This window comes from Pseudomonas sp. HY2-MNA-CIBAN-0224 (genome assembly GCF_040310285.1).
In the GTDB taxonomy this organism is placed as follows: Bacteria; Pseudomonadota; Gammaproteobacteria; order Pseudomonadales; family Pseudomonadaceae; genus Aquipseudomonas; species Aquipseudomonas helleri.
In genome coordinates this window covers 36,362-54,299 of sequence record NZ_JBEOPQ010000021.1, presented here as the reverse complement: position 1 = coordinate 54,299, position 17,938 = coordinate 36,362, and the positions used below count along the sequence as shown (strand labels likewise).

The window sequence follows — 17,938 nt, the reverse complement described above, 5'->3', positions numbered from 1 at the left end:
GCCGTCGGGGGCTTGATTTTTTGCCGCTCGGGACCAAGCTGGATGAAGGACGTTGTATGAAGGCGTACTATGCGTCACCTTTTTATGACTACCGCTCTTGCAGCAAGGTGTACGGCCATGCGCCTATCCCAGTTCATCGTGGAAAATGTTGATCGTATCGTCGATGAATGGGAGCAGTTCGCCGCCACCATCACCCCGGCCGCCGAAACGATGGACAGCGCAGCCCTGCGCGACCACGCCAAAGCCATTTTGCTGGCGGCCTCACGCGACATGGTCACGGCACAAACCGCCAGCGAACAACAGGCCAAGGCTGAGGGTGAAGGCCCGGAAAAAACCCCAAGCCTGGACCGCGCGTCTGCCAGCCACGGTGAATTGCGCCACGCCGTCGGGTTTGACCTGGTGCAGATGACCTCAGAGTTTCGCCACCTGCGTGCTTGCGTCATTCGTCTGTGGGTAAAAAACGTCGAAAGCCCGGATCAGAACCACCTTCACGACATGATTCGCTTTAACGAGGCGATTGATGAAGCGCTGGCTGAATCCACGGCGGCCTATGCCGAGCAGGTCAATCGATCGCGGGACATCTTTTTGGCCATTTTGGGCCACGATCTGCGCGCCCCCTTACAGGCTGTTAGCTTTTCCACCGAAATGCTCCAACGCAAAGCCAAACTGGATGACCAGGCGCTGACTTACGTGGCTGCGATCAAAAATGGCACCCACTACATGGGGGCGATGATCAGTGATTTGTTGCAGTTTGTGCGCAGCCGGCTGGGCAGCGGAATGCCCATTGAAAGGCGCTTGATGAATTTGGCTGACGCTTGCCAGAGAGCCCTTGAAGAAGCCTGTGCAGGGCAGCCCAATTGCACACCGACCCTGCACATAGAGGGCGACGTTGAAGGCTTGTGGGACCCGAGCCGCATCGGGCAACTGTTACAAAATCTGATTGGTAACGCCCTGCAACATGGTGCCAGGCAGGGCGAAATCAACTTGAGTGTCGTGGGGAGCAGTGACGCCGTCAGGCTGTGCGTACACAACCTGGGCATTCCGATTGCTAAAGATGCACTGGTCTCTTTATTTGACCCGCTGGTGCGCAGCCCAAGCGAAGACGCCACATTGCCCGGCGCGACCACCAGCCTGGGGCTGGGCTTGTTTATCGTGAAAGAAGTGGTCGACGCGCACCACGGCGAAATTACCGTGACCTCGACGCTAGACCAGGGCACGACATTTACCGTGGTGCTGCCGAAGGCCTGAACGCCCCCGGCTGCAAGGTTCAAGTGGCTTGACGGCCTGCGACCTGATCGGTCAGAGACTTCGTTAACGCGTCTTTCTCGTCCAGGAATGACTGGGTCATGGCGTCGTATTCAAGGTCGGTCATGGCGCGGCCATACACAACATCCGTGGGCGCAATGCCCAAATGACGGGCCGCGGCATCGATGGATTTTCGCAACGCCCGTTGTGCCAGCGCCGGTAATTGGCTGTTGAGCCCCAGGGTCTTTTGTTCGCTCTGGTATTCAAACAGGGCCAAAGCCTTTTCATCCAGCGCCGCGAATCGGGCGCTGTTGGTACGCTCGATGAACTCGCGCCAGAACGGGATTTCAATCAACTGATTACGCAACCCCTCCCCCTCTTCCAGCGCCAGCACTTGGCTGTACGCAGCGTCAAGCATGGCGGGGGTCACGTCGGGCTCGGCGAAGAACATTTCCAACTGCCAAGGCAGGTCCAGACGCTTGGCCAGCAAAGTGGTGTAGGCGAGATGGATCTCCACCTCGTCGATCGTTTTCAACCGATTGCCTTGAGCATCAAACTGGGGAATAACAAGGTCTTGCGCATCGTATTTTGGAAATGAGCGACCTTGCGCCACTAACTCACGCACTCGCGCCCGGGCAATTCGGCTCAGTTGATCCAGACGAGCCCGACCACGCGCCAGATTAAACAGTTCGAGCTTGCTCAGGGCCAGATTGATGGGCTCCAGGCGCAATGCCTCATACAGCAACACTTCGACCCCCATGGCGTTAAACACCTGCAGCCCGGCGTCCGTACAGGTAATAGGCGCATTGGCCATGGTGAACAGCTTTTCGCGCACGGCCACACTTTCATCCATGACTTCGAGCATCTGCCAGACCCGGGTTTCCATGTTGCGCTTAAAGTCATCAGGCCTGTTGCGCAGGTCATCCCCTTGCCGGGCCAGCTCATTGAAAAACGGTTCCGAGCCGTGCGCCTGTTCTAAACGGTCCCAAAGCGCCTGCTTCTCAGCCTTGTCTTTGACACCCGGCCCGCGGGTCCATTGGCGTCGCCCCTGCACGCCTGAAGGTGGGTTGATGCGTTCGGGGTCTATGCCGACAGAGGTTTTGTAGGCGTTGTATTTCTCCAGCACGGCATCTGAAACTCGATGGCGGCTCAACCGGGTTCTGGCCAATGTTCTGGCCTGATCAGAACCCGGCTCAACATCGGGAATGCTGGTCAGTTCATTGGCGGTAAGGTTCAAGCTGAATGTCTCGGGCCTTAGCTGATCAAACAACCCGGTCGGCCAGTTGCGCTGCCCGCATTGGGAAAGCTCGAGAACCTCAAGGGCAGGCATGCGGCTGATGTCCGGAGCTAACCCTAACGGGTTAAGCGAAAGCCCCAAATGCTCCAGCAGGGTCAATTCCTTCAAAGCGGCGATGCTGCTCTCTGTCAGGTGTACCGTGCCTTCAGTCAGGACCAGAAACGCCAGGTTGCGCATGGAGCCCAACGCTTCAGGTAGACGCGTCAGCCGATTTTTATCAGCTTGTAACGAGCGTATGCGCTCAAAATTTGACAGAAAACCATCGATCGAATCGGTCACACCGGTCCCATTGAGATTGATATCCCGGACATGATCAAAGTTGGCCTCCAGCGGTGGCAGCGTACCGAGCACCTCACCCAGCCCTGGCACGTCTTCAAAATTGATGCTGAACCCCAACTCGCGGCCCGCTTCACGTACCGCCAGATGAGTGGCCTTCTGCCAGACAGCAGTGAGTGTCTTGTGGATGTGCTGACGGAGACGAATTACCTGACCCTGTTCCCGTGTCAACCGTGGCGGCAGTGGCTGATCGTTGATCGGTGAGCGGATCCATTGATTCAGGCTGGCATCCATCTGCCGGAACTCCTGCTCAAGCAGGCTGATTTTCTCTTCGACGGCCTCCCCATGCACACGCTGGAACTCCAGGAAGTCGGTGTAAATGTCAGGGCTGGCCGGGTCCCAGCGGTGCTGCACGGTCTTTTCCGGGAACAGCGCCCTGAAGCGCTCTTTAAGCGCCTGAAGCTTGAGGTGGGCCGCTGCCTCGCCAACACCCCGACCACTCAACGGGTAGCCTGAACGCTTGGGCGACAGCCGAACTGGCGACTTGAAAAACGGCAACTCGTCGGGCGGTATTTTCAGCAATTGGCGCAAGCGTGATCGTGTAATGGCATGCTCGCGTATCAATACTTTTAGCGCCTCGCCCTGACCGGTATGCGGCAAACCAATTGAGGTGCGGTGCGCATCCGGCAACGCGTACTGCAAGCTGGCAATAAAATCATCCTGCCCGTGCAAAGACTGCCCCTGTGAATCGAATGTCTCGTAACGGCCATCGGCATCCCTGACCAACACTTTTCGCTGGCTGGCGTTTTCGGCGCCGTACTGGCTTCGCAGCGTGCCGTCGCGGTTGCCATCACGCACCTCAAGGCGCACGTCATCTTTCCAGCCGGGCAGTGTCTCCAAGGAGTTCATCACCAAAATCTCAGTATCGGCGGTGACCAAACCATCCAGGTAAAGCCCCAGATACGCTTGTTCAATGCGCATCGCGCGCTGGACGTGCAAGGCGTCGAGTCCGAGCTTCATCGGGATTTTGCCTTGCTGTAACACCGCTTTTTCAGCCGGTGACGCCTCAGCCAGCAAGCCGCGAATGCGCGACGCGGTCAACCGCGGATAAGCCCGCTGAATCAACCCCAGCGCTGCCGCATCAGGGTCGTTCTCAGGGATAACGTCATTGAAGATGCTCTCAAACAAACGCCCGTAGTTGTCCGAAGCGTGCGTGGCCAGTTGCTCTTTAAACAGTTGGGCGCGCTCCTGAACCTCAAAAGGTACCGACACGCCCAACAACTGCTCAAGTTCAGAGCGCGAGAAACGGTCGACCACGCGCTCCGGCAGCTTTCCGTTCATCAGGTCAACGTCGCTGATTTTTATGACGTCTGCCCCGGTGGCCTGAGCATTGCCAAACCGTTTGACGGTCGTGAGCGGGCTCGCGGCCTCATACACCTCAAACGCGACGTTCTGTGGCCAGCGTGGAAATTCAAGGGTAAAGGTCACGGCAAAGGTGCACGTCTCACGCGGTATGCGCCCGGCCAGGATGTGCGGGCCGACACCGCGAGCCTTCGAATAGGCGGCAAAGCGTTTGAGCGTGTCTTTGAGCGCGGCGGGAATGGGCTCGTTTTCGACGTACATCCGCCGCAGATCATCAAAGGACACATCACTGATGCGTAACGCCTGCCTGAATTCAGCATCGCTCCACCCCTGTGCCACGGTGCCCAGGCGCTGCCTGAGGGTCTCGTCACTCCAGGTCAGGGGCTGCTCGGTTTCATTCACCCAGACACCCTCGCCGTTATGCCGGAAAACCGGTTGATACGCGTCGCTGCGCGTGGGGTGCTGAGCCCGGTATTCACCGGTGACAGGGTCCGCCTTGAGCTCATAATGCTTACCTTCATGGGCCAGGACTTCTTGCTCCCCGACCACATGCAAGCCCGCGTCATTGGGCCGCGAGCTCGCCGCAAGCCCCCGCGCCCGTTCATAAGGCGCAAGCTCGGGTTTCCACAGGCGGGTCTTGCCGCCGAACAGTGTGATGGATTTGAGTTTCTCAATGACCGGGTTGACCCCGATATGCACCAGCACAGCCCCGGCTGCAGCGATGGCCAGGTTTTCGATGACATCCGAGAAGTGTGCCCAGGCGGAGTGCACGTCTCCCTCAGACCAGTCCACAATGCCTTCAATGGTTTCGTGCAACAGCTGAACGGCCATGACCGCCAGCATGACCAGGCCCAACTCCGGCACGACGAACGACACCGTATTGAGCGCCACCGAAAAAAGGTTGAGGTAGTGCGACGTACGCCGCGCAAGGTAGGCGGAATCTGCGTCTTCAGTGGAAATGGCCAGGCTTCGCCCATCCGCGAAGCTTTTTTTGATCATGACCTCCAATAACTTTTGCCACAGATCCGGCTGGTACCACTCATCGCGAGGGTTCATCGGTACTACGCCGACGTAAACCGCAGGCGCTGCCGACAGCACCCGCGACGTGTAATCAGGCAGGTCGACCGGCGAGTTGTCCCTGATGGTCAACCCCGTCCCCGTGCCGCCAGGCGGCATATGCGACGTGTAAACATGCAGGTCCACTGGCGAGTTGGCCCAATTGCTCCAACGCCCGTCATCCGTCACCGTGCCACCAGGCAGCACCAAGGGCGGCGCCGGTGCGAAGGTCAACGGCTCGGTCAGGTGGTTGTAATACTCCGGATGCTTGTCCTGGTCGATAAACTGGCTCAGAAACTGCTGATAGGGCGTCAGCTCAGAGCTTCTGGGCACTGTCAGGCGCTCGGGCGTCAGTTTTTTCGTCAAATCGGCTTGAAACGCGTCATGCGACGGGTAGTACTTGAGCGGATGCTGCGGATCGCCGGGGATCCAGACAATGATCCATGACGCGGGAAAGTATTTGATCCGCGGCTCAAACACCACACAGCCCCTGAGGGTCATATCCCACAAACGGACCGATCGGTACCAGACCTGTTTTTCCTCAATCCTGGCTGGCTGAGGCCCCGATATGACCCCCAATAGCATCTGGTGATGCGCAGCGGTGATATCGCCCTTGAGCATGGCCACATAAGCATCTGCCATCAGCACCGATTTATGGTGATCAATGTAGTGAGATTGCAGCCGGGACTGATAAATCTCGCTTTTGGAGTCGAGAAAAGTCTTCAAGTAGGTCTGGTACAACGTGCCCAGATCCAGAGATCGACACAACTGGACAAACACCTGAATCGAGAGAAGCGTGACATACGGTTTGAAATGCCCCTGTTCATTGGGGCGGGTGATAAAGCCGGAATCATCGGAGAAATGCCCGTCGCCGGTCTCTACTTCCTCGAAGTTATGCAGCGCCGCCTGCAGCAATGACAGGGTGCGAACGTTGTAGGCCCTGGAGAGGCCGAAATCGTCATCCTCGGTGGTGCTGTAAAGCCGCAGATGCACCTCGTTGACGTCCATCGTATGACCGATGTCTTTCAACGCGGCCTCAAGCAGCGGCTTGGCAAAAACAGTGAGGGGCTGGATCCTGCCCATAGTCTTGTCGAGTTTGTCCTGCGCTTTGGTCCGGGCCACCACCCGCTTATGCAGTTCGGTTCGCTGTTCAGCGGTCACCGTCGTGTACCACTGCATCGGGCCGGGTTTGACAGCTTTTAATGCCGTGCGCCGGGCGGGTGAGAGTGTAATCAGATGGTCTGGAATGGATTGCTTGATGAACGCATCGTGTTTGCCTTTGACACTAAGAGGCGCATTGCCAGAAGAATGGGGGATGTGTGGATCGGACATCGGAATTACCTGAGTGACTGAAATGAATCCTCAGGTTATCGAGCGGGGACGGCGCTCAAGGGCTATCTATGTATGGACTGAACGGTAAAAAAACCAAGGCGCGGGTCGGTGCGCGCCTTGGGTTCGAGACCCGTCATTGCTCGTCAAAACGGATGGTCTGCCATTTCCTGGCGGGTGAGTTGTTTGATCAACGTTCTTTCTGCCGCGTTATGGGCTGACCTGATCAGTTCCAGGCTGCTTTGGTAGAGCTCATCGGAGAGTAGGCGTACGCCAAACTCCAATTGATCGCACTGACTGATGTACGTATCGCGCACCTGGGTGAACCGGTCGCGGTATTTGCTTTTCAAAAACGCGACCCAAAAGCCTCGGGCAGCGATGAAGTCCAGCAGTTGGTTGCCTGATGCCTCTTCGCGCAACACTTGCCGGCGAAGGCTCTCCAGCCCTGATGCCGGAACAGACGGCAAGCTCTCAAACGCCTCGGCACGGGGTTGTGCTGGCAGTTCCAGGAGCTCCGCCAAGGCGATGCGCAATACCAGACGCAGGTCTTGCAATTGCACAACGTCCTGAGCGCCCATGCCGTCCAGAAATCGATAAGCCAACCGCTCATCCCGCAAATACTGGGCCAAGCCTTCCACCTGATCCAGGCGGTACACACTGCGCGCCAAGCGCAACAGCGCCTGCTCATTACCCCCTTGATCGGTCGCAGCCTTCGCCTGCTCAACCGACGTCAATAGCTCAAAGTCACTGAAGGTCAACGCACTCGACTCAGCACTGGTTGACCCGATACGGGTACGCGCGATCAACGTTTCGCGTAACTCATTGCTCTCCCCCAGTGCTTGCAAGACAGCACCGGCGCGTTTGGCAAATGCCGCGCGCGTACGTTCATTGACGTATTCGGGACTGTCGCGCAGCCCGCCCAAAAACCCGCGCAAGTCGTCAGCGAATGGGTCCTGTTCCAGGTTTTTCCAGATCGCTGTACGCCTGGCAGCGCTGTCATCCACACCACTCAGCAACCAGGCATGACGGTGCTGATCGGTCACGCTGTGGGGGATGCGCTCAGAGGTGTCGCCCAGACTGATACCGGTGCGCCTGACATACAGATCCAGTCGCTCCTGCGACGCCGGCGCCAGCAGATTGCCATGCAGGTAGGTCACCTCGCCCAGCTTTGACGGGCTGCTGAGCGCCGCATCGGGGATCACACTGATGGCGTTATCGCGCAAGTCCAGGCTTCTGAGAGTGCGCACTGTATCCACCCCCACCGGCCACTCTGTCGATTGTGTTTTCCGTAGATTGAGGTATCGCAGCTGTTCCATGCCACTGACATCCAATGGCATGCCCAGTGGATTGGCGGACAGGTCCAGCTCTTTGATGTTCACCTGCCCAGCCAAAGCCTTGACGCTCTGCGGGGTCAGCTCGATGAGGTTATTGCTCAGGTCGAGCTTTTGCAGGGCTTTCATTTTTGTGAGCGCCAACGGCACGCTCGTGAGTTGGTTGTACCGCATTGACAACCAGCGCACCTGAGGGAAGCTCTCCAGAAATGCCTCAGGCACGCTGTTCAAGGCCATGTCATCCATGACCAGTACCGAAACATGACTGAAATCACCGACAAGCTTGGGCAAGTCGCCGGCAGGCATACCGCTCAGGTCAAGCATGTAGCCGCGCATGTCGGGCAAGTCCGTAGGTGACAGCCGTCCGGCCTCAAGGTAGCCAGGCATGCCGCCCGAGTGTTGCTGCACGCAGCTTTCCCGGCGCCAGGCACGGCGGATGGCATGGCTGGCGGCGCGTTTGATGGTCTGCGGCAAGACATCCCGGCGGGCGGCGGCAGAATGTTCGGGTAACGGCGCACTGCACCATTGGCGCAAGGTATCTTCCAGAGCCTCGTTCTCCAGTTGAAGCCTTGCCAGCTCGGCCTCCGGCCACACCTTGCGGGTTTCCAGGGCGCTCACCAGCTCCAGGCATTGCTCTGGGGTATAGGCGGGATAAATAGCTTGCAGGCGACGAACCAGCAAGCCGGTACGCGTGGCTCCGCGCTCCCCGCTCAGCGGGTAGCCCAGCCGTCCATTGGCAAGGCGCATGGGTGACTTGAACCAGGGTTTTATCGGCTGCAACTCCAGCGCAGTCCGTGTTTGCTCAGGGTGGTTGTGCACATGCTGCGCGAAGTCATTGCGCAAGCCCCGGTCGGTCTTCATCAAGCCAAGGGCATGCTGAGCTTGCAACGGGGTCAACGTCAGGTCAGGTCGCCGTTGGTAGAGCACAGGGTCCTTGTCCAGATAATGTTTACCTCGCGCCGTCTGAGCAAAAAACGCCGTGATCAGCTTGAGACTGAGTACCGGATCTGTCACATCCAGAAAACAGCCTTCCAGCGCCCGTGCGGTTTTTACCTCATGGGCATACAGCCGCAGTTCTTCGGCCAGACGCAGGGGCACTTTGCGGTGAGCCTCAAAGGCCTTTATCTCGCTGACGCTCGCCCGCTCGATCACTTCATTGACCACGCTGGTGGGCAAGCTCGGGTATTGCTGATGAATAGTGGCCATCAAACCTTCAGCAAAACGTTCGCTGCGCGCATAACGCAGGTTGAACAAAGCTTGCTTCTGCGTATTCGCGAACGAAGCGACACGTTCGGTCAGGGCCGTGGCGCGCTGTTCGGGTGTGACTGCCGCAGCCCCGAACAACGCCGTGGCATCGGTCTGCGCAATCAAGGCGGCGGTGGTGGTGAATACGCCGTCTCGCGCAAGGTCTGCGCTAACGATGCGCAAGTCCTGTGCACCGCGCCCGTTCAGCGACACATAGGAAAGAACCGTGCCTTCGGCATCCAGCAATTGAACACCGCGGCCTTCTGGCCAGCCAGGCAGTTTAAGCATCAGGTGCAGAATGTCCGGGCTGTCTTCCCAGCGCACCGTGCGCGGGGCTTGCAGCCGGGCAATCAATTGCTCGACTTCCTCGGCCATCTTGAAGCGCTTGAGGGTATCGAGCACCAGACCCGGCGGGCGCTCCCGCTGGACGTGACTCCAGCGAAGCGCATGTTCATAGGGGCTGACAATGCGGCTGACTTGCTCGATTTTTGCCTCACTCAGCGGGTATTTATAGGGCCATGCCCTGTGCAGGGCCTGAGCATGATTCCACTCGGCCGGCCGCTCCAGTGCCAACTGCCAGGCACCGTGTTCGTTATGTTCGATGGTCGGGGAGTAAGCATCGGGGCGGGTGGGATGCTGCACCTGCCAGCGCTGCTTGCCGACGTCGAAACGAACCTCATGCGCATAACCATGGATATGCACGTATTGACGATCTTGGACGCGGTAAATGCCTTGGGCATCAGGCTCCAGGTACGGATCCAGCACGACCTTGCTGCGATAGGGTGTGAGGTCGACCTTGAACAGCTTTTTATCACCGCTCGCCTCGATAACAGGCGCCATCCGGTTCAACAAGGCGGGCTGGATCAGCGGCGGCTTGATCGAGGCCCATGCCGAACTGGCGTGAGCCCCGACACCCATCACCAGCAGGTTTTGCGCCACGGAACCGAAGTGTGCAAACGCCTCTTTAACTTCGCCATGGCTCCAGTCCTCAACCCCGGTATAGAGTTCGGACAGTAATTGCACCGCCGTGGCCAGCATCAGCATTTCCCCCAGCCCCGGCACAAAAAAGGCCGCCAGGTTGAACACCGGCTGACCGCTTTCAAACAAGGAGACGACGCGCTGGGCAAAGGATTGTGCTGTCTCATGATCGGTGGGCACGACCAGGGTGCGGGCGTTATTCAGACTCAAGGCCGAATACTGTCGGTACAAGGCAAACCAGGGCGGCTCACCGCTATCGTGCAGGGCAATGTTCAACTTCGGGTCCATGCGCCATTCAATGACAGGCACACCGGATGTCGTAAGCCCCTTAAAGCGCAGTGCGCGCTGCAACTGCGTCATCAATGCCGACTGATAACGCAACTCCACGGTCTTTTTCAGCGCCATGCGCGGGCCGGCATCACGCAGGCGAAGCGCAAACAGGTTATTGAAGGACTCCAGCGAAGGGTATTCGAACAGGGGCCGCTCTTTGTCATGGGGCATATACACCATGCAGGGCAGCATCGTTTCGCCCGCCCTGGCCTTGCCGATAAACAGCAAGGCACCGTGCAACGGACACGGGCCGTAACGGTCACTGTCGAGCTTGATCGACAACAGGCTGAGGCTGCACACCCGCACTTCCCAAATGCCCCAACGCAATTGGGCCTCGCCCCTTAGCCACTGCTGCAACAGGGCGTGGCCCGAGCGGCTGATGTCCTGATTCAAGTACGCCTTGTGACTCAGCCATTCAAGGCGGCTTTTTTCATGGGCAATAAGATCGGGGGCAATGCTGCTGGGCAGTAAATCTGCCCCCGTGGTTTCCACGGGCGGGAACACGGTTTTCAGATAACGCTGATACTGCTCGCCCAGGTTCAGGGACCGGCACAGGTTGGCAAATTGCAACGGGTTCAATGGCGAGCGCGCCTGGCTGTTGCTGCGCTCCAGAATAAACGCCTCGCCGCCCAACGCGTCGCTCAGTTCGGCACTCGACACGTTCTGCAACGCCGCTTCAAGCAGCGTCATGTGCGTTGTATTGACGATCGGAATCAATGCCGTGGGTAAGACAAATTGCACAGGGTCTTTAATCGCATCCCCCAAGGGGTTGAGCGACAGGCGTTTGATGCGTACCAGAACATTGTGATCGACATCAAACCCTGTCACCGGCAAGTCTTCGAGTGCCTTGATCAGCAAAGGCCGGGCAAACGTCACAGGGGACGTGATGGCTTTGAGTCGCGTGGCCAGCGCGGCTTCGTCACGGTGATGATTGATCAGGGCCTGAATGACCCGTGGCCTGAGTTCGCTGTCGGCTGACAGCAACCAGTCCGGCATGCGCTCTTTGGCCAGCGCCGAAAACTCATCAACGGCCGTCAGTGCCTGATCGTGGTCGGGCAGCGTGCCGCCAGCAGGCGGCGTGGAGGGAACTATCATCGTGATGACCTGAAAGACGGGGACAGGTCATCACGTTATCGAGCCACCCGCAGGTGCACGCGGTACTTATCTATTCACGGCGATCAATCCACCGAGAAACGCGCCAGTCGATGCTTGAGCCGCTGGTTCTCGACGCGCAACTGCTGCACTTCATCGATGAGTTCCAGCGCCAGCGCCACCCCTTCCCACTCAATCTCCAGGTCCTGGTGCAGCTTGGCCGCACGCCTTGCAATAGACAGCTCATAGTCGGCAAAACGCCACACGTCCGGCGTGCGGCCCTGAGGTTCGATAATTCCGTGTTCGACAATCTCTATCACGTAAGTGGCCGGGATATTGGCCTCTTCGCAGAACCTTTCCATGTCCAGCTGAACGATCAGGGTGCTGCTCATGATCAATTACTCCATTGGGCTCTCGGGTCGAATGCTGCTTTGTCGGCGAGTTCTTGCCACAGGGCTTTGGCCGCCTCATCGCTTTCTTTAGGCATGACCACTTTCAGTTGGGCGTACAAATCGCCACGCTGGCCTTTTTTGTCTGCCAGGCCGTGGCCCTTGATGCGCAAACGTTGACCGCACTGGCTGTCCGGACGAACGGTCAGGTTCAGCTTGCTGGTCAAGGTCGGCACTTGCACCTTGGTGCCCAACGCGGCTTCCCACGGTGCCACCGGCACGGTGATAACCAGATCGTGGCCTTCCACGTCGAACTTGGGGTGCGGCGCAAAACGAATGATCAGGTATAGATCACCATTGGCCCCGCCGCCCACACCCGGGCCGCCTTGGCCTTTAAGGCGAATGCGCTCGCCGTCGGTCACACCGGCCGGGATTTTGACGTTGAGGGTCTTGCTCACGCCGCCGATCTGGAAGCTGATGGGCTTCGATTCGCCGGACAGGGTTTCTTCAAGGAAAATCGGCAATTCCATTTCAACGTCCTGCCCACGACGGCCCGCACTGCGGCCAGATTGCCCACCAAAGCCGCCGCCGCGCGATCCGAAGATCGAGCTGAAGAAGTCTGAAAAATCGCCTTGATCTTCGAAGCCACCGCCCGCGTGGCCTTGCCAGCCCGGTGGCCCCTGGAAGGGCTGACCATGCTGGCCGTATTTACGCATTTCATCGTATTCGGCGCGTTTATCGGCGCTTTTCAGCGCTTCATACGCCTCATTGACGTCCTTGAATTTCTCCTCGGCGTCTTTTTCCTTGCTCACATCCGGGTGATATTTGCGCGCCAGCTTGCGATAGGCGGTCTTGATCGCCTTGTCGTCAGCCGTGGGCTCGACACCCAGGATCTTGTAATAGTCTTTGAAGTCCATGTAAGGCTCACCATCCGTTATCAAAATCGCGCCGCACAATGCCCCAGAATGCTCTGGTCGACCGGCCTGTCTATTGACCGGTCTCAATCTTGTGACTGGACAGCGCAGCAAAAGTTTATCGGCAGCCCAATGGCTACCACGCCAATGTCTGAGAGTTTGGGGGTGAAGGATAGTCTTTCAAGTGGATTAAAACCTGCGAATTAACGATTCGTCGCCCTTCGATTCTTTGAGCGACTGGCATACACTGCGCGGCCGTTTTTTAACCGGAACTTGAAAGACATGAAAAGCGCCTCTCCAGCCCGTGCCTGCGGCATCGACTTCGGCACCTCCAACTCCACTGTCGGCTGGCTACGCCCCGGCATGGAAACCCTCATTGCGCTGGAGGACGACAAGATCACCCTGCCCTCAGTGGTGTTCTTCAATATTGAAGAACGCCGCCCGGTGTATGGCCGTCTGGCGCTGCATGAGTACCTGGAAGGCTACGAAGGCCGCCTGATGCGCTCGCTCAAAAGCCTGCTGGGTTCCAAGCTGATCAAGCACGACACCAGCGTGCTGGGCACGGCCATGCCGTTCAAGGACCTGCTGGGGCTGTTTATCGGCCAGCTTAAAAAACGCGCCGAAACTGCCGCTGGTCGGGAGTTTGAAGAGGTGGTGCTGGGTCGCCCGGTGTACTTCGTCGATGAAGACCCGCTGGCCGACCAGGAAGCCGAAAACACCCTGGCCGACGTCGCCCGCGCCATCGGTTTCAAGGAAGTCTCGTTCCAGTACGAACCGATTGCGGCCGCTTTCGACTACGAGTCGACCATCGAGCGCGAAGAGCTGGTGCTCATCGTCGACATCGGCGGCGGTACTTCTGACTTCTCGCTGGTGCGCCTGTCACCCGAGCGTCGCGGCCTGGACAACCGCCACGACGACATTCTGGCCACCGGCGGTGTGCACGTGGGCGGTACCGACTTTGATAAACAGCTGAGCCTGCAAGGCGTGATGCCGTTGTTCGGCTACGGCAGCCGCATGAAAAGCGGCGCCTACATGCCCACCAGCCACCACATGAACCTGGCGACCTGGCACACCATCAACTCGGTGTATTCGCAAAAATCCCAGCTGGCGCTGGGCAGCATGCGCTACGACATCGAAGACACCGGCGGCATCGACCGCCTGTTCAAGTTGATCGAACAGCGCGCGGGTCACTGGTTGGCGATGGAAATCGAAGAAACCAAAATCGAACTGACCCACAGCGACAGCCGTCACGTGCCGCTGGACCGAGTCGAAGCCGGCCTGAGCGTAGACCTGAGCCGGGCGCTGTTCGAAGCCGCCATCGACAACCAGCTCGAACGCATCCGCAACAGCGTGACGCAATTGCTGAGCAATGCCGGTGTGGGCGTTGAGCAAGTCAACACCGTGTTCTTCACCGGTGGTTCGAGCGGCATTCCGGCCTTGCGCCAGAGCGTCTCGGCCATGCTGCCCAATGCACGCCATGTAGAAGGCAACATCTTCGGCAGCATCGGTAGCGGTTTGGCGATTGAGGCTAAAAAGCGGTATGGCTAAACACTACAACCTGTAGCCGCTGACGAGGTACGAGGCTGCAATGCGGGCCGCAGGACCGCCGCCCAGGGTCGCTTCGCAACCCATCGCAGCCTCGTACCTCGACAGCGGCTACAGGATTTTCGCAAGGTTTAAGCGTTGTAGTCGCTACACCAGCTCCATCTGCTTGAGCTCACTCTTCAGATACGCGTAGTAGATCGGCCCGGCCACCACGCCGGGCAGGCCAAAGGCGGCTTCAAACACCAGCATCGCCAGCAACAGCTCCCACGACTTGGCACTAATCTGCCCACCGACGATTTTGGCGTTCAAAAAGTATTCCAGCTTGTGGATAACAATCAGGTACGCCAACGCGCCCACCGCCACCCAGATCGACAGCGACAAGCCGACGATGGTGATCAGGGTGTTGGAGATCAGGTTGCCGATCACAGGCAACAAGCCCAGCAAAAAGGTCAGCACGATCAGGGTTTTGGTCAGCGGCAGGTGGACGCCAAACATCGGCAATACCAACGCCAGAAAAATCCCGGTAAACACCGTGTTGAGCAGGGCGATTTTGATCTGTGCAAAAACGATATTGCGAAACGCTTGCACCAGCAGGTGCAGACGGTCGAACAGTGCGGCTGCCAGCGGCTTGCGGCGGCTGACGTCGGGGATGCGCTGCAAGGCCATGATCGCCCCCAGCACCATGCCGATCAGCAAGGTCACGAACATGTGCGCCGCGTCTTTGCCCACCAGTTGCAGTTCACTCAGGTGTTTGTTCATCCAGTCGCCAATGGCGACCCGGAACTCAGCCGCGCTGGCAGGCAGATAACCGTCCAGAAACGGCGGCAATTGCCCGCGCGCCCGATCGACCACCACCATGAACTTGTTCAGCGAAGCGCCGGGATTTTCCGCTTCATGCAGCAAAAAGCTGATGGCACCGGCAAAAATCAACGCCAAAAAGCTGACCACCAACGTGCCTAGCAATGCCACCGCCAACCAGCGCGCTCGGCGCCCGGCGATCAGGCGCTGCAGTTGCGGGGTGAGCATGTTGACCAGTTCGAACACCAGCAAACCCGCGAGCAAGCTGGGCAACAGGCGCAGCGGAAAGACCAGTAACAGACTGCCAGCGATGATGATGTAACTGGCGAACAAAATGTGACGCTGAGAAAACGATGGCATACAGCCTCAAAACAAGCAGCGCAAAAAGGATGGGCAGTCTGCCAGCCTTCAGCGGGGATCACTACAAAATGTGACTGACGGAAACCTGCTGTTGTTCCCTGTGGGAGCGGGCTTGCTCGCGATACAAACGCTACGTTCTTTCAGTAACACTGCGCCGTCCCAATCGCGAGCAAGCCCGCTCCCACAAGATGCTAATTATTTCTTCTTCAGGCAGTCACTCATAAAGGCTTTGCGCGCATCGCCCTTGAGGGCTTGGGTGGTGGCGGTGGCGTTGCAGTTTTTCATACGTTCTTGCGGGGTCGTGGCCGCAGGGGTGGCCTTGAGGCAGTTGCTCATAAACGCTTTGCGCTCATCGCCCTTGAGGGCCTTGGCGCTGGCATCAGCGTTGCAGGTGGTCATTTTGTTTTGTTGAGCGGTGTCAGCAAAACTGTGCGAACACAGCAGTAAACCCATCAGCAGCAGAGGAACACGCAGCATCTTCATGGAGTTTTCTCCTTATGGCCGCACCGGGTGGCAGCGACGTTCATCACAGTGTAGACAAACTCTGTTACAGCTACCGACGACGTGTTCAGCGCGGTCGTAACTGCCGTCGATACTGCTCTGGCGAGCACCCGGCCTGGCGCTGAAACATCGCGATAAACGCCGAAGACGTGCTGTAACCCAGGTCAAACCCGACGTCTTGCACGCTGCGGGTGGATTCCAGCGCCTCAATCGCGGCCAGAAAGCGCAGGCGCTGGCGCCACTCCCCAAAACTCATGGCCAGTTCACGCACAAACAAGCGCGCCAGGGTGCGCTCGCTGACATGCGCCTGCTCTGCCCATTCGCCCAGCGGCCGATTATCGCCGGGCTGGGCCTGTAACGCTTCGAGCACCCGTTGTAACCCCGGATGGCTGGCATAGGGCAAATAACACTGGTGCACCGGGGCTTGTTGCAGTTGGTCGACCAACACCTGGGCCAGACGGATATCCGCTTCGGTCTGCGGGATGTGAATGTCGCGGCGGGCAAAGTCGCTGAGGATGCTTTTGAGAATATCGCTGATGGCCAGCGTCACCGGCTCACGGGGCAATTGCTCGCACAGCACGGCATCCAGATACACCGAGCGGTAAACAATCGCGTGGGAGTTGTAGGAACTATGCTCGGTATTGGGCGGCACCCACAGTGCGTACTGCGGCGGCGACATAAAACGTCGCCCGCCGACCTCATAGCGCATGACGCCGTTAGACACATAACCCAGCGACCCCCAGCTGTGCAGATGGGGCGTGGAATGGCTGTCGGCATCAAACTCGGCATACCGAAAATACACCGGCGCAGGCAGTTGCTCGAACTCGGGAACACAAATCAATTTTTTGCGCATGCTGTCTGGATTCAAGCGGAGGTTGGCTGGATCGCAGTATAGGCGTGCAGACAGACAAGCGGATAATTGCCGCTTACTCACCCTGTGGTTGTTTCTGATGCAATACGCTTTCCCGCTGCTGGCCATTTTGATCTGGGCTGGCAATACCGTCGTCAACAAATTGGCCGTCGGGGCGATCTTCCCGTCCGAGATCGGCTTTTACCGCTGGTTGCTGGCCGGGCTGCTGTTTACCCCGTTCATGCTCAAGCCGGTGATCGCCAACTGGTCAGTAATCCGCCCCAACCTGGGCAAGATTTTTATCCTTGGCGTTCTGGGCATGGCGGTGTACCAGAGCCTGGCGTACTTCGCCGCCGCGCTCACCTCGGCCACCAACATGGGCATCATCCTCTCGTTGATGCCGCTGATGGTGCTGACCATGTCGATCATCAGCCTGGGCCAGCGCCTGACCCGTGGCGCGCTGGTGGGCGCCGTCCTGTCGTTTGTCGGGGTGCTGGTGGTGGTGTCGAGCGGCAGTTTGAGCGTGCTGCTCGCCCACGGCCTGAACCTGGGCGACGCGATGATGCTGGTCGCCACCCTGGCGTATGCGATTTACAGCACCCTGCTGAAAAAGTGGCAGCTGCGCCTGCCGCCGTTGCAGATGCTCTACTTGCAAGTGCTGGTGGCCATTGTGGTGTTGTTTCCGATGTACCTGCTGTCGCCCAAAATGGGCCCCAGCGTGCACAACATCGGCCTGGTGATGTACGCCTGCATCCTCGCTTCGATGCTCGCGCCGCTGGCCTGGATGAAGGCCGTGGCTACCCTCGGCCCGAGCCGCACGTCGCTGTTTTTCAACTTGCTGCCTCTGATTACGGCGCTGATTGCGGCAGTCGTGCTCAAGGAGCAACTGCATATCTTCCACCTGATCGGCGGCGCGTTGACCCTGGGCGGGGTGATTTTGTCTGAGCGCTGGACGACACCGCTGGGTAAATCCAGACCGGTTGAAAATAGATAAAACTTTCTCGGCGCGCTGAACTCACAACTAACGAACCGACCTCGCC

General features: G+C 58.4%; 10 protein-coding genes. 3 read left to right on the top strand and 7 right to left on the bottom strand.

What is annotated here, in order from left to right; translation table 11 throughout:
• The first annotated feature begins 117 nt into the window (after positions 1–117).
• Positions 118–1,248: a sensor histidine kinase gene (locus AAEZ03_RS12255; protein WP_278938585.1), complete on the top strand. Its 1,131-nt coding sequence runs from the start codon at positions 118–120 to the stop codon at positions 1,246–1,248.
• A 19-nt stretch (positions 1,249–1,267) separates the two neighbouring features.
• Here AAEZ03_RS12255 and AAEZ03_RS12250 read toward each other — a convergent pair whose 3' ends face one another.
• The 4 genes from AAEZ03_RS12250 to cbpA all read right to left on the bottom strand — a co-directional run bounded on the left by AAEZ03_RS12250 (position 1,268) and on the right by cbpA (position 12,847).
• Positions 1,268–6,568, bottom strand: a complete 5,301-nt coding sequence (locus AAEZ03_RS12250) for a dermonecrotic toxin domain-containing protein (RefSeq protein WP_350578912.1) — start codon at positions 6,566–6,568, stop codon at positions 1,268–1,270.
• 143 nt (positions 6,569–6,711) lie between these two features.
• Positions 6,712–11,544: a dermonecrotic toxin domain-containing protein gene (locus AAEZ03_RS12245; protein ID WP_350578909.1), complete on the bottom strand. Its 4,833-nt coding sequence runs from the start codon at positions 11,542–11,544 to the stop codon at positions 6,712–6,714.
• An 83-nt stretch (positions 11,545–11,627) separates the two neighbouring features.
• Positions 11,628–11,933 (bottom strand): chaperone modulator CbpM, encoded by a 306-nt coding sequence (locus AAEZ03_RS12240; RefSeq protein WP_123751183.1) that lies wholly within the window; start codon positions 11,931–11,933, stop codon positions 11,628–11,630.
• Positions 11,934–11,935: 2 nt separating this feature from the next.
• Positions 11,936–12,847 (bottom strand): curved DNA-binding protein, encoded by a 912-nt coding sequence (gene cbpA / locus AAEZ03_RS12235; protein WP_123751182.1) that lies wholly within the window; start codon positions 12,845–12,847, stop codon positions 11,936–11,938.
• Positions 12,848–13,126: 279 nt separating this feature from the next.
• On the opposite strand from cbpA, the gene AAEZ03_RS12230 reads away from it, so the two are divergent.
• Complete coding sequence (locus tag AAEZ03_RS12230; protein WP_123751181.1) at positions 13,127–14,392, top strand: Hsp70 family protein; 1,266 nt, start codon at positions 13,127–13,129, stop codon at positions 14,390–14,392.
• A 144-nt stretch (positions 14,393–14,536) separates the two neighbouring features.
• On the opposite strand, the gene AAEZ03_RS12225 is transcribed toward AAEZ03_RS12230, so the two are convergent.
• The 3 genes from AAEZ03_RS12225 to AAEZ03_RS12215 all read right to left on the bottom strand — a co-directional run bounded on the left by AAEZ03_RS12225 (position 14,537) and on the right by AAEZ03_RS12215 (position 16,901).
• The gene (locus tag AAEZ03_RS12225; RefSeq protein WP_048366553.1) at positions 14,537–15,547 is read right to left on the bottom strand and encodes an AI-2E family transporter; all 1,011 of its coding nucleotides are present in this window, start codon (positions 15,545–15,547) and stop codon (positions 14,537–14,539) included.
• A 195-nt stretch (positions 15,548–15,742) separates the two neighbouring features.
• Positions 15,743–16,030 (bottom strand): PsiF family protein, encoded by a 288-nt coding sequence (locus AAEZ03_RS12220; RefSeq protein WP_048366554.1) that lies wholly within the window; start codon positions 16,028–16,030, stop codon positions 15,743–15,745.
• Between the two features lie 85 nt (positions 16,031–16,115).
• Positions 16,116–16,901 carry an AraC family transcriptional regulator gene (locus AAEZ03_RS12215; protein ID WP_048366555.1) on the bottom strand — a complete coding sequence of 262 codons (786 nt, stop codon included), beginning with the start codon at positions 16,899–16,901 and terminating at the stop codon, positions 16,116–16,118.
• A 97-nt stretch (positions 16,902–16,998) separates the two neighbouring features.
• Here AAEZ03_RS12215 and AAEZ03_RS12210 point away from each other — a divergent pair, with 97 nt between their 5' ends.
• Positions 16,999–17,892, top strand: coding sequence for a DMT family transporter (locus AAEZ03_RS12210; protein WP_048366556.1), 894 nt, complete (start codon positions 16,999–17,001; stop codon positions 17,890–17,892).
• The last annotated feature ends 46 nt before the right edge of the window (positions 17,893–17,938 follow it).